This is a genomic window from Verrucomicrobiota bacterium (assembly GCA_027622555.1).
GTDB lineage: Bacteria > Verrucomicrobiota > Verrucomicrobiia > Opitutales > UBA2995 > UBA2995.
In genome coordinates this window covers 1-13,745 of the sequence record JAQBYJ010000061.1, presented here as the reverse complement: position 1 = coordinate 13,745, position 13,745 = coordinate 1, and the positions used below count along the sequence as shown (strand labels likewise).

Below are 13,745 nucleotides of genomic sequence, written 5' to 3'. Positions count from 1 at the left end.
AGAAATTGATTCATTTCCAAACACATTATCTGTTCAACTCAAACAAGTTCCATATGAAAAAATACCTAATTACCATACTGGCAGCGACTTTATTAAGCGGAGTTGGCTGTAAAAAATCTGAGACAACAAGCGACTCCCAAAGCCCGCAAAGTGCATCGACATCAACTTCGAAATCGACAGCGGCAACGAAAGCTGCTGCTGCAGCTTCTGCAGAACAGGCAGCAAAATCGGCGGCTCAACTCGCTGCACTCGAAGCAGAGAAAAACGAAGCAATACGCCTAGCAGAGCTTCAGATCCAACAAGCCAAAGATGAACAAAAGCGGAAAATCGCAGAAGTTCAGTCTCGCCTGGAAGCCGAAGAACTTGCCAGGGCGGAAGCGGATAAACGAGCCGCTGAAACAAATAAACGCTTAGAAGCGTTAACCCAATCGCTCGCAGAAGCTGAGAAAAGGCAAGCCGCCCTCGCTGCCGCATCGACCGAATCTTCGCAAACGCGGGAAAGGGAAATGGCCGCAGCCGCGGACACCATCCGAAAAGCAAAGGAGGAAGCTGCTATGTTGAAGAGCCAAACGGAAAAACTTGAACAACAACGTCTTGCTGCTGTAGCTGAACAAGAACGAATTGAAGCAGAACTTCGTTCGGAACTGAAACGTTACCAAGAAATCGAAGATTGGGATTACTCCTATGCCGTCCACGGGGGCGAACAATATAAACGCCAAGCTCATGCCATTATTATGGCAAAATTACGCGCAAACCCAAATCGCGATTAAACGCAAAGTTCAGATCCATTTTAAGGCCTCCCGATGGGAGGCCTTTTTTATTTCCACTGTTTTCGAGGTAACCCAATATTGACTTGGCCCTGGTGGATTAGGCAGCCAAAACTCTCAGCTACCTTATTAATCTCTGAAGTTTTACAATATGGCAGATCATCTGAATTGGGGTATTCTCGGAACCGGATACATAGCCAATAAATTCGCCCTAAGCGTTGCCCAATCCAGCAAAGGCACTGTAGTAGCTGTCGGTAGTCGAAATCAAGAAACTGCAAACATCTTTGCTGAAAAACATAGTATCCGAAACGCCTACAGCTCATACGAAGCCTTGTTGAAAGATGAAAACGTAGAGGTTGTTTACATTTCAACTCCCAATCCATTTCACGCTGAGTGGGCCATTAAAACAGCCAAAGCTGGAAAACATATTCTTTGCGAAAAACCCATCGGATTAAACCACTCCGAGGCAATGGGTATTCTGGAAGAGGCGAATTTGAACGGCGTATTTTTAATGGAAGCTTACATGTATCGTTGCCACCCGCTAATTGCGCGATTGATCGAAATGATTCAGCAAGAAGTCATTGGATCTATTAAGAGCATGCGTTTGGATTTTTCATTTTATTCTCCCCTTGATCCTAAATCTCGGCTCTACAACCTGAATTTGGCAGGAGGAGGAATTTTGGATGTTGGTGGTTACCCTGTTTCACTAGCACGTCTCATAGCTGGTGTTTCTCAAAACAAGGACTTCGCTGATCCTATCCAGGTGCAAGGAATGGGACAGCTTGGATCAACAGGCATTGACGAGTTCGCAATCGCTAACCTGAAATTCGAGGGCGACCTTTTTGCTCAAGTTTCATGCGGAGTCCATCATCAGCAAGACTGGGATGTTCAACTCTTCGGAAGCAAAGGTTCAATCCAGTTTAAGAATCCCTGGGTCCAGGATCCAAGAATCGGAAAAACCACCATTCGAATTGAGAAAAACGGCAAATTGGAATCCGAGGAAAATATTCATTTTGACAGACTCATGTGGAGTTATGAGGTCGATAAAGTTTCCGAATGCATCGGAGCCCCGGAGAAGATTTTTCCAGCCATGTCGTCAGCGGATACGCTTGGAAATATGAAAGCAATGGATGCTTGGCGAAAGGATCTAGGGCTCATTTTTCCTTCCGAAAAAAAGCCACCCATCCTCTCGGGAGAGCCGCTCAATCCGGGTCGAATTGAACAGCTACCCACCCTTCCCTTTGGTGACAGTGATAAAAAAGTATCTCGCCTGGTCATGGGGGTGGATAATCAACTAACGCTTTCCCATGCGTCGGTAATGTTTGACGATTTTATCGAACGGGGAGGAACCGCTTTCGACACTGCCTGGATCTATAACCAAGGCTTCCCTGAAGGCCTCTGGGGAAATTGGCAAAAAGCACGAGGTATAAGAGAGCAAGTTTTCTTGATAGGAAAAGGAGGCCACACACCTTACAACAACCCTGACGCCATAGCAGCTCAACTCAACGATTCGCTCAGAAGACTTAAAACTGATTACATAGATCTGTATTACCTTCATCGGGACAATTTGGAGTATCCGGTCGGCGATTTCATCCATGCCTTAAACAGGTTCAAAAATGAAGGAAAAATCCGAGCATTGGGTGCATCAAATTGGTCCCTCAATCGAATTGCTGAAGCCAATGCTTATGCACTCGAGAACGGGCTCGCTGGATTTACCGCAGTGAGCAACCAATTTAGCCTGGCGGAAATGGTAAAACCTCCCTGGCCTGGTTGTATCAGCTCCTCGGATTCAGAAAGCAGGAATTGGTTTAAACAAAAACAAATACCGCTCTTCTGTTGGTCTTCTCAGGCCAGAGGATTTTTTACCAATCGCTCCAATCCGCAAAACATTGAAGACAAGGAATTGGTTCGTTGCTGGTATAACAAAGAAAATTTTGAACGAAAAGATCGGGCTCAAACATTGGCAAAAGAAAAGGGAACCTCAGTCATAAGTATTGCCCTGGCCTATGTACTAAACCAACCATTTCAAATATTCAGCTTAATCGGTCCGCGAACCCTTGAAGAAACAAGAACCTCTTGCCCCGGGGCCTATATCCAATTGAATAGCGAAGAATTAAAATGGCTCAATTTAGAGTCCTAGTTTCAATTTAACCTATTATGACTTTAAATGAATTAAAAACGCATGTTCGAACCGTTGTCGACTGGCCGGAACCCGGAGTTCGTTTTCGCGATGTAACCCCTCTTTTTGAAACGCCTGAATGTTTTAAGACTATAGTCAATACGATTTGCCAACACTACGAGGAGGTCGGTGTCGATCGCATTGCCGGGGTAGACGCGAGAGGGTTTGTCATAGGTGGTGCGGTGGCCAATCAAATGAACTTGCCATTTGTACTGGTTAGAAAAAAAGGAAAGCTACCATTCGAGACGGTGTCGGAAGACTATTCCTTGGAATACGGTAAGGGCACCATTGAAGTGCATGTTGATTCGGTTCAAAAGAACGAACGAATTGCAATTGTTGATGATTTAATTGCGACGGGTGGCACCCTTCTGGCTGCAAGCAAACTGTTTCAAAGATTAGGTGCAGAGGTAGTGGAAGTCACGGCTGTCATTGATCTTCCAGAACTTGGGGGATCCAAAGCACTCAAAGCCGCTAACCTCAATGTAATGAGCCTAATCGAATTCTCAGAGTCAGAATAAAGAAGAAACAGGTTTATATCGGCAGACCATGACTTCCCTACCACCTGCTGATTATAGTCACATGGCTTTTGCTTGATAGAGGAACGATTTTTCTCTCAAAAAAATTTAGTCGCACAGGTATTCGATCTGAACGGCAAGCACTAACGTGAAATGTCGCTCTGACAAAGCACGCGAAATTTACTAAATTTCAGAACATCTGTAGCCAAATCCATGTCTTCCAATTGAATAGCCAGAGCAGATTTCTCTGATGGTCGGAAAATAAACGGGTAAAGATAATGAACGTTAATTTCAGCTGCCAAAATAAGAGAAAGCAAAGCAGGGACATCGTCCACTGAACTCAACTCAATCACGAGTACATCCGTTTCGGAAAATGAATATCCTGCCAAATAAAGCACCGAACTGGCACTTCCGGGATCGTCTACAATAATTCTTACAATGCTACTATCCGTGGTATCCAAAACCGTCATCGCCATGATGTGAATGGAGTTATCTGCCAACAAACGGGAAAAATCGCTCAACCGCCCCACCTTGTTTTCAAGAAATACGGAAAATTGAATAACAGGATCTCCTCCAACTCCCTCTACCACATTATCGGACATAGACTCTAAGATTCTTTAAAATAATTGGAAATCGCAAAAACAAATTTTAAACCAACAAAAATAATCCGAATTGGCCTATGATTTTATGTTCGCTACTTGAAAATTTCGACATTCATGCCCAAGTTGTTTACTTTACTATGCTAAATCCAACGGAAAAGCCTTTCCAAAAACCGTCCGTCGACGTGCTACAGACTTACCTCAGTAAGCCAATGAGGAAGCTGACGCAATTCCTGGAAGGCCAAATCGAAGCATTTGAACCTCAGATTAGGCATCTAGTTGATTATTGTCTTAAAAACAGTGGGAAACGAATTCGCCCCTCCTTGGTTTTTCTTTCCGGAGAAATTGATAATCCTGCTGTATTTGAAAAACTCATTCAGGTTTCAGCAGTTGTTGAAATGGTCCACATCGCCACACTTGTCCATGATGACGTGCTTGACGGCGCCAATAAACGACGTGGTAAGCCGACCATTAGCTCAAAATTTGGTCAGCACACAGCCGTCCTGCTGGGAGATGCATTATTTTCACACGCACTACATTTAGCATCGCAATTCGATACCGTTGAAGTCTGCCGTCTCGTATCAAAATCGACAAGACGGGTTTGCTCAGGTGAAATTTTGCAAACGTTTCGAAGAGGCGACTGGAAGTTGTCCCTGGAAGACTATTTGGAAATGCTGGACATGAAAACCGGCGAACTCTTTTCCATCTCAACCTACCTGGGAGGTTTGCTGTCAGGTTATTCCAAAGAAGACTGTGAAATTCTAAGGAAATTTGGCACCGAACTGGGGGTAGCCTACCAGGCGTACGATGATCTCACCGATTTTATTGGTGACGAAAACAAAATAGGGAAAACCCTGGGAACCGACCTTACCACAGGAAAGGCAACTCTCCCACTCATTCAACTTTTTCAGCTCAACGATCCAATAGCAACCGAGAGAATGATCGGAGCACTGGAGCGCTCAGATTTGGTCAATATAAACGAATTGCTGGAATCTTATAGCATTTACGATCGAAGTATCAGCTTCGTATCCAGCCTCTGGGAACAAGCAGTAACTACTCTAGAAAAACTTCCTTCCGAGAAACTTGCCAAAGAAAACTTGAATTCAATCAGCCAATTGCTCCGACAGAAATTGAATGAATTGGAACTCTCAAGAGTTGGAACATAAATACCTCAGAAGCTGGAAGAATTACTTTTGTTTATCTGAGCTAAGCACGAAATCTTCTATCTCTTCTGCGCAAATCCCCATCTTATCCTCAATAAGACCGAGCATATCTGGTGGCAATGGTGCTATGAAGCTTCTAGTAAACAGCGGAGCCTCGAAGTGAACACTATAAGCATGAAGCGCTTGTCTATGAAAACCAAGAATTGCGTTCATACTTTCAGTATAACCGTTTTCTATAAACTCAAGGTAGAGTCGATCATCCGGTCCATAGACTTTATCTCCCACTATCGAATGTCCCATGTGTGAAGCATGCACCCTGATCTGATGCTTTCGACCGGTTATGGGAACTACCTTGGCCAGTGTAAAACCACCACGTGAAAGAAGGGGCTGAAAATGAGTCTCTGCCCGTTTTGAAGAATTCGATTTTCGAACTGTTTGCTTCACATAGACTTCAGAATCCAAGTCTTTCGCCAAATGAGTATTTAAGTGAATAGGTTCCATAAATTCACCTTCTAAAACAGCAATATAGACTTTTGATATCTGTTGATTCTGAAAGGCCATCTGCGAATGACGCGCGTGATATTTGTCCTTAGCCAGGAGACAAATTCCACTCGTTTCTCGATCTAATCGATGAACCAGATGGACCAAGTCCTGGCCTAAATACTCTCTAGCTGCGCCAACCAGACTTGACCACGGTCCATTCTTGGAAGGATGGCAAACTACCAATCCAGGTTTATTAATGGCGAGAATCCCGGAATCCTCATGAACGATCCAGGAAGGAAATTCTTCCGGGTCAATAAGTTCAGGTTCGGATGGATATAAAGCAGGATCAAATTCAGGCATAAAAAAACCATAAAACTAGGTGATATATTAAAAATAAAAAAGGAGAAAGGTTGCAAAATCCTGCTTGTGCGTCTAACGTTAAAATCTCAGCAATGATATCGGTTTTTCATCCCATACATCCCTCAAATAATTTCCTCATCGAGAATAATCTCGAGAATTTCCAACCTGGGTCATTTTTAGAAATGACCTACATTGCCAAACACCAACCAAAAGGAAATAACAATGAATAATCCTGACGTTATTATCACAGGTCGTCATATCGAACTCACTGATTCGCTTAAGTTCATCGTCCATGAGAAGACTGCAAAGCTCTTCCACCATGACGATAGGATAATTCGAATTAGAGTTGAATTAGAATACAATCAAAACGTCACCAATACAAAAGAATTTATCGCCAAAGGCCACATCGAGTTGCGTGGGCCAGGTCTGAACGTAACTTCAGAGACTGAAGACCTCTATAAATCCATTGACGACATGGTTCATAAATTAGACCGAATGCTTCGACGAAAGCACCGTCTCAGCAAAGTGAAACGAAAAGATACGCATAGTATAGAGTTTCCGGCGGATCTGCCAAAAGCGGCGAGCGCATAAGACATATTACTAGACAATTTTCAAAAAGCTCCGGTGAATTCCGGAGCTTTTTTTATACCCACATACCATCGGAGTGAACATCCATGAAAAACAGTCGAAAGAGATACTTGACAGCTTTCAAAAGCTTTACAGAACTTATCGCCTTTATTGTGCATCCCTAGCTCAATTGGATAGAGCACCTGATTACGGATCAGGAGGTTGCAGGTTCGACTCCTGCGGGGTGTGCCATTTAAAAACTCAAGAATAGAAGAATTTTTAACGCGAAACGGTTGTTCAATTGCTCCGAACGATCACTTGGAAACACCCTAGCTATATTGGTCACTAAATCCAAATACAGGCTATCCTACCCTGTTAAGAAGAGTTTTTCCATCAATCCATGATCCATCAACTTGGGTACCCACGGAAACTTGATGTTCACCACGAAAATTCCGTTGTAGCAGACTATTCAATACATCAATAGCGGTAGCTCCCATAATATCTCGATGCTGATGAATACCGGTGGCACCCTCAACGTCATCGGTGACGTTCAAACTGACATAACCAATATTATTGGGGATCTTCAATCCAAGACCTTCAGCAGCTTCGAAAAAACAATCACAACGACTTATCACGGCATCAGGTTTAAAAAGCTTTAACCAGGACCGAACCAGATCTACATGATCCTCCTGATTTTCGTCCTTCAATTGTAAGGTAGGTATCGTTTTCTCTTGAGTGGTTGTTGAGGATTGCACCAGGTGATGCGCCGACTCCCATTGGTAACCCCAACGACTTGAAAGGTGATCGCGCACAATAAGGCCAATGCGTTTGTAATTTCGTTCCTTGAGTTTCTTCCAACAGAGTATGAGGTCTGAATAATGATTCTGGACCACATGATGAAAGTGGGAGTAGTGAAGCGGTTTCTCCAAAGTGACCACTGAGTATTGATTCCAATCAAGCTCAATCCTGTCATCATAATTATGGAGTGGAGCCAAGATAAGTCCGCGAATTCCTCTGGCTTTTAATATCTGATCAAAGCGGTTAGCAGACAGATTTTTTGAATTGCACCACATATGCTGAATGGTGAATCCAAGCTCAAGCGCACGTGCTTTTGCTCCTTCAACTACGGCCTTTCCACTAGGAAGGTTTGTCCAGGCATCCTCTCTCGACCAATTGGAAACCAAACCGATAACGGAAAAGTCCTTGTGAACTCGTAACCGACTTCTGTGAGCCGCCAAAGCAGAAAGGGCAGGATCCGGAGCATAACCCATGGATTCAGCTAAATTCTGAACCCGCTTGATCGTAGTAGCCGGGAGAGATCGATGGTTTTTAAGTGCCATGGACACAGCAGCCACACTTAGGCCGGCCTTTTCGGCAATATCCTTTAATCTGATTCTTTGAGGAATGTTTTGCACAAGGGATTTTAGTAGAAGCTCCTCATTGTGAGAAAATGATCAAGCAAAACAACCTAATTGCTTAATTGTTTCAGTGAAGTAACGGGACCTTCCTTAGCAAGGTTTAGAGGGGTTTTACTCCCCAGATCGCTTTGAGGCCTATCGATACAATCGCGGGGTAAACCCGCTCCTACAGTTTTCTTTGAACCGGACAATTCCCCAAGCAATACTGGCTAAAACCACCAGCCCGAGGAACCCCTGAACCGTTGAACCGCGGAACCGCGGAACCCTAATAAAAAACGGGAGAGAAACAGGCCACGACTGAACAAATGAAAACAATTAAAATCCCCAAAAACCGTCTGTATTTGCGGGTCTCCTCAGCAGTCATGGTAAATTGACCGGGATCAATAATGACGCTCAATGAGTTAGCATAGTCTTTATCGGTTCGACCACCATAGTTACTAATAAGATACATAGTCGCCACGCAAACGATAGTAATGATCGGAGACAAATTCAGCTTGTTTTGATAGAAAGCCGGGAGACTGTTCTTAATTCCCTCCAAGGAAGGAAAGCTGAGTAAACAAAATGCCGCAAAACCGAGAACACAACCAACAACCAAGGTAACAAAAGCAGCCTTCTCGGTGGATTTTTTGTAAAAAAGCCCAAACAAAACAGTGACAAAAACTCCAGGCGCCAAAAACGCCCATACTGCCAACAGGTAGTTAAACAGTCCTTTAAAGTTTCGAATATACGGAGCGATAAGCATACAGGCTATCAACAATATCACCATGATTATTCGACCGTCTTTCAATAGCTGTTTTTCAGTGGCATTCTTCTTTATCTTGGCAAAAAAGTCGTATGTCAGAAGTGATCCGCAAGCACACAAACCTGAGTCCACACTGGACATAATAGCGGCCAGCAATCCAGCCAGACATAGTCCCAAAAAACCGACCGGCATCACACTCGTCAGCAAACTGACATAGGCATTATCGATGACTCCTGTATCTTGGCCCTGGAAATACTGAGCGGCGACAACACCAGGAGCTGCGATTACAAAAAGGGCCAGTGTCTTTAGAACACCAGCGAAGATCGCTCCCATTTTCGCATGATACACACTTCCGGCCGACAATGCTCTTTGTACATAGTCCTGGTCCGTGCAGTGACCATGAACACCCAAAATCAATCCACCTGTCAGCATGGGTAACCAACCGAAATCATGATCCCATGACCGAAACAAAGACCACATAGGTTCACCATTTCCATCTGTAGCGGCAAAAAGAACGCTTGGCCCACCGACAGCTGAGATGCCAAAATAAAGCAGTAACAATCCACCTAAAACCAGCACAGCGGTTTGAACAAAATCACAGTAAATCACCGCCTTCAACCCACCTAACAGCGTGTAAGTACCGGCAGCAATTCCAATTATGAAAACGGAGAACCAATACAATTTCTCGGCATGTTCTCCAGTATCCCAACCCAATAAATTTGTCAGCACAAGGGCTCCTGCATACAAAGCTGCGGCAATGTTACCCAGGATGATCATCATCAGATTCATAAAGGAGACAATCGTCCGACACCGACCACTAAAACGCTTTTCAAAAAACTCGGGCGAAGTCGCCAATTTCAACCCCATGTAGGTCCGAATAAAAAACACGGACAGAAAGATAAAACACGTGGCACCAACCAGCTGAAAACCGCCGGCGATGATTCCTATGGAAAACGCTAATCCGGCCTGCCCGACAAATTGCTGGCTCGAAATGTTAGTAGCAAACAATGAGGCCCCAATAAACGGCCACTTCATAGAATTATTTGCCAGGAAAAACTCTCTACCCCCTTTTGCCTGTTTGCGTGAAATCCACAATCCTAGTGAAATAATTCCGATAAAATATATCAGGATTATTAGGGAATCGATGAGTTGGATTTTCATAAGCGAAATGAAAAAGACTGAAAAACGGTCACAGAAGATAAACTTAGCGGAGAAGCGTCAAGGAAGCTGACTTTAAGTACATTAAATAGTCTCCCTTGATAGTATCAGGCTTGAGGGTAACGGTTTGCTTTCCGGCTTTCTCAAAAGTGACGGTCCCCAGATCGAGATCTTTAAACAACCAAAGATTGTTGTGCCGCTCGCCTTCATCCATTTCCTGTCGTAGTACTTGGAGAATATCACCTTCCCAGCTGGCAGTGCCCGATACCTCAGCGGCCAGGATTTGTCCGGCTACCTCAAAAGTGAATTTACTGCCGCTTTGTTCCATCTGAGTGGCCTGGACAATGCTAAGTTTATAACTCCCGGGAGTACTTACATAAACATCCCAAAAGATACGATCGTCGGTGCTTTTTATGTCCTGAATAAAGTCTCCTTTACGTGTGGCTTTACCAAAATTGTACTTCGCTGTTTTACTTTCGATATTCGCAAAGTAGGTGCCTAGTTCGATCGGATCTTTTCCCTTCTGTCGATAAACATTGTTAATATCTGGCTCGCCCTCCAACTCAACAACGACAACCGATGCATAGGCATCAAGCTCGGTGGTACCGAGGCCGATCACTTTGTCTTCTCCATTGGACGCAACTGCCAACGGTTTTTTATCCTTATCAGCAAGCAGGTAAGCTTTAACTACATCGTTTCTGACACCAGGAACTTTAAGAAACCCGTCAGCGGGCCAATCGAAAACGTGAAGATAGATGGTCGAGCCTTTGGTCGTCGATCTCCCCCACTCAAGTTGCAAAAACTGTCCTTTCCGGGTTCCGTAAATACTCTCACCGTTTATGCCCATCCACTCGCCGACTCCAGACAATGCCTCATACTCAGTTCGTGACAGTTCACCATCCGGACGCGGTCCAACATTCATCAAAAAATTCCCACCCTTCGAAGCTATGTCGACCAGCATGCGGATAAGTTCTTTATTCGACTTGGCGCTGACATTCTCCCCTTTATACCAAAACCCTCGATTATTGGTAATCGTTATATTCGATTCCCAATTCCCTGGTAATCCCGCAACAGGAACCTGTTGCTCGGGTGTATAGAAGCCACCATATTTCCCGGTGCCTCTATCATTAAAAATAATATCCGGCTGGAGCTCTTTCATAAGCTTCAACAAGTCGTGAACATCTTTTCTGACAACCGGGTGAGCGATCTGCTCATCTCCCACCGCAGCATGGGGCCACATAATATCGAACCACAAAATATCTATTTTCCCGTAGTTAGTCAGTAATTCCCGAACCTGCCCTCTCTCAAACTCAATAAATCGCCGCCATGACTCGGGATCGCTTTCAATTCGGTCCGGATCGTAATCCCAATAATCGCGTGAAAAATATCGGCCATCTTTGTGATGCCAATCAATGTGAGAATAATAGAGACCGATGGCCAATCCTTCAGCCCGGAATGCATCAATCACTGCTTTTGTTAAATCCGCCTTAGAATCCGAGCTATAAGGCACCAAAGGGTTGGTACTTTTTAACTCTGAAAGCTGGGTATCATAATTATTAAAACCATCATGGTGTTTGGTAACAAAGACGACGTATTTCATCCCCGCATCCTTCGCCGCTCTTGCCCATTTCTTTGGATCAAAATTGGTTGGATTAAACGTCTTGTAGAGTTCGAATCGTGTTTCTCCAATTTCGCGTGGTTCCTCGTTGACCATTTTCCAAATGTAACCGATCTCGGTTTGCGACCAGGCCCCCCAATGAATAAACATTCCGAAACGCCAGTCGTTCCACTCCTCCATGCGCACCGGATCTATATAAAGATTGTCGACAGAGACGGTATCCTTTTTACCGCAGGCTGAAAAAAACAACAGCGCACTAATAATGGAGAGAAGAAGAAAGGTGAATCTGATTTGCATAATTAGGGTATTTTAAACAGTTGCTGCAAAATTTATCCAGTGGATAGGTTGGAGCTAACTTTTGTTAGTCCGGTTATTTCCGCAGGATCCAGGTGTATTTTTAGCAAAGGTTCAAACCGAACATCTACCGAATATTCTTCATAAGGCCAATCAATTCCTACATCCCTGACTTTTACACCCAGCATCCGCTTGGTCAATTCGAGGGTCAAATCGGATTGCACTGATTGACATGCATCATCCCCATACAAATTATTCGTCTCAGCAGGATCATCAGCCAAATTATACAATTCACATCTATCGTCATGGTAGATACTTAGCTTCCAATCGCCCTTCCGTAACATGGCACCTGGACCCAAACTGGTCGGAAGCTGAGGTGCCTTTAGCTTTAGATCGGTGATAGGCACGGTAAATGTCGGACCCCCACCACCGGCTTCTGAAAGTACCGATTCTTTTCCCAAGTCATCGCCGTTTTCCAATGCCTGAAACCAGGATCGACCCACCATAGTTGGAGGTATTTGCACACCCATAGATTCCAGAAGCGTTGGCACCAAATCAATTTCTTCGGTAAGTCCCTTGAACGTGGTTCCCGCCCACTTTTTGTCTGGATGACGAATCATTACTGGAATTTTGGTAAGGCTGTCGTAGAAAGCCGGAAGTTTATGGGTCATTCCAAAATCTCCAAGCAGCTCCCCATGATCGGAGAAAAATAAAACAACTGTGTTCTCGGCCAGACCTTTGTCCTTCAGAAATTGCGTGAGCTTGCCAACACAATCATCCACATAGCGGATTTGTCCCATGTAAGTTGCGATGGCTTTCCGCATCTCCTCATCACTGCACTCTTCCATTTGAGAATGCTTGCGCCAGACTTCATTCCGCATCGGTTGACGATCTTTATCAAAGTTACGAAACGATTTGGGTAACTCCACCTCATCAGGATCAAAAAGATCTTTGTACGGTGCCGGGCAGGTGAACGCCGGATGTGGATCCTGGTAATTGATCCAGGTCAAAAACGGACCATTCGTTTGGCCCATAAACTCAATCGCTTCAGTCGTCAGCAACCCGGTAACATTGTACTCATGGTCGTCTTCCATTTCGAATGAGCTGAATGCTTTGTCATACTTTGGATGCTCATCATAATTTCCCAGGCAAACCTCATGGCAGGTGTCCCAAACTTCATCTAATTTGTCGTAGGTGAATAAATGATTTTTGCCAAACATGCCCGTGGTGTAACCCGTCTGCTTTAGCGACGAAACCAGGTTTGGCACAAGTGGATCAATGGTGGACCAATAATTACGACAACCATGTTCCCCGACATACGTACTTGTAGTGAAACTGACGCGGCTCGGAGCACAGAGCGGCGATTGACAATAACAATTTTCAAACTTCACACTTTCATTCGCCAATTGATCGATGTGAGAAGTCCCAATCGAAGCATGCCCATAACATCCCAGATAATCGGACCGCAACTGGTCGGGTGTGATAATCAGCAAATTATATTTATTCAAAGTGAGTGCTTGATTTTGTAGGTTTGATTATACGGGGTAATCTTTTTGGGGGCTTGAGGGGGCTTCAATTCATTTCCGGAAGCAAGTTACTTGATCAGTTGAGTAACTTTCATTTTTTTCACTTCCGATAAAATCCCTTATAAATTAACAACAATAGCCCACTTCAAAGCGTTCAAATTGAAAAACCTTGTGCCGATTTATTGAACTTTTCCCTGCATAAACAAAATATGCCATTTTTTTAAGAAAATAGGCTTTTCAGGAGGTGATTTATCCTTAATAAATCGTAACTACTCAGGTGTTCAAGTCAACGGGATCTTCCGCGTAATTAAGCGGGTCAATAATCCGGGGGCAAAACAGTACTGTCAAATGCCTTT

Annotated in this window: 11 protein-coding genes and 1 tRNA gene; 6 read left to right on the top strand and 6 right to left on the bottom strand. The window is 44.2% G+C overall.

What is annotated here, in order from left to right:
• Positions 1 to 5: 5 nt before the first annotated feature.
• From O3C43_15540 to O3C43_15530, 3 genes are all read left to right on the top strand, one after another.
• Positions 6 to 770: a hypothetical protein gene (locus O3C43_15540; protein MDA1067904.1), complete on the top strand. Its 765-nt coding sequence runs from the start codon at positions 6 to 8 to the stop codon at positions 768 to 770.
• Between the two features lie 148 nt (positions 771 to 918).
• Positions 919 to 2,907 carry an aldo/keto reductase gene (locus O3C43_15535; protein MDA1067903.1) on the top strand — a complete coding sequence of 663 codons (1,989 nt, stop codon included), beginning with the start codon at positions 919 to 921 and terminating at the stop codon, positions 2,905 to 2,907.
• A gap of 17 nt (positions 2,908 to 2,924) precedes the next feature.
• Complete coding sequence (locus tag O3C43_15530; protein MDA1067902.1) at positions 2,925 to 3,464, top strand: adenine phosphoribosyltransferase; 540 nt, start codon at positions 2,925 to 2,927, stop codon at positions 3,462 to 3,464.
• A gap of 140 nt (positions 3,465 to 3,604) precedes the next feature.
• Here O3C43_15530 and O3C43_15525 read toward each other — a convergent pair whose 3' ends face one another.
• Positions 3,605 to 4,063 (bottom strand): acetolactate synthase, encoded by a 459-nt coding sequence (locus O3C43_15525; GenBank protein MDA1067901.1) that lies wholly within the window; start codon positions 4,061 to 4,063, stop codon positions 3,605 to 3,607.
• A 137-nt stretch (positions 4,064 to 4,200) separates the two neighbouring features.
• On the opposite strand from O3C43_15525, the gene O3C43_15520 reads away from it, so the two are divergent.
• Positions 4,201 to 5,226 (top strand): polyprenyl synthetase family protein, encoded by a 1,026-nt coding sequence (locus tag O3C43_15520; GenBank protein MDA1067900.1) that lies wholly within the window; start codon positions 4,201 to 4,203, stop codon positions 5,224 to 5,226.
• A 21-nt stretch (positions 5,227 to 5,247) separates the two neighbouring features.
• On the opposite strand, the gene O3C43_15515 is transcribed toward O3C43_15520, so the two are convergent.
• Positions 5,248 to 6,066 (bottom strand): RluA family pseudouridine synthase, encoded by an 819-nt coding sequence (locus tag O3C43_15515; protein ID MDA1067899.1) that lies wholly within the window; start codon positions 6,064 to 6,066, stop codon positions 5,248 to 5,250.
• Positions 6,067 to 6,288: 222 nt separating this feature from the next.
• Between O3C43_15515 and raiA the strand changes: the two genes are divergently transcribed.
• Positions 6,289 to 6,657, top strand: a complete 369-nt coding sequence (gene raiA / locus O3C43_15510; protein MDA1067898.1) for a ribosome-associated translation inhibitor RaiA — start codon at positions 6,289 to 6,291, stop codon at positions 6,655 to 6,657.
• 151 nt (positions 6,658 to 6,808) lie between these two features.
• Positions 6,809 to 6,885, top strand: a tRNA-Arg gene (locus O3C43_15505).
• Between the two features lie 110 nt (positions 6,886 to 6,995).
• On the opposite strand, the gene O3C43_15500 is transcribed toward O3C43_15505, so the two are convergent.
• The 4 genes from O3C43_15500 to O3C43_15485 form a co-directional block, all read right to left on the bottom strand.
• The gene (locus O3C43_15500) at positions 6,996 to 8,048 is read right to left on the bottom strand and encodes a LacI family DNA-binding transcriptional regulator (GenBank protein MDA1067897.1); all 1,053 of its coding nucleotides are present in this window, start codon (positions 8,046 to 8,048) and stop codon (positions 6,996 to 6,998) included.
• A 268-nt stretch (positions 8,049 to 8,316) separates the two neighbouring features.
• Positions 8,317 to 9,954, bottom strand: a complete 1,638-nt coding sequence (locus O3C43_15495) for a sodium/solute symporter (protein ID MDA1067896.1) — start codon at positions 9,952 to 9,954, stop codon at positions 8,317 to 8,319.
• 43 nt (positions 9,955 to 9,997) lie between these two features.
• Positions 9,998 to 11,866, bottom strand: coding sequence for an alpha-L-fucosidase (locus O3C43_15490; protein MDA1067895.1), 1,869 nt, complete (start codon positions 11,864 to 11,866; stop codon positions 9,998 to 10,000).
• A gap of 32 nt (positions 11,867 to 11,898) precedes the next feature.
• Positions 11,899 to 13,371 (bottom strand): sulfatase-like hydrolase/transferase, encoded by a 1,473-nt coding sequence (locus tag O3C43_15485; GenBank protein ID MDA1067894.1) that lies wholly within the window; start codon positions 13,369 to 13,371, stop codon positions 11,899 to 11,901.
• Positions 13,372 to 13,745 lie beyond the last annotated feature (374 nt).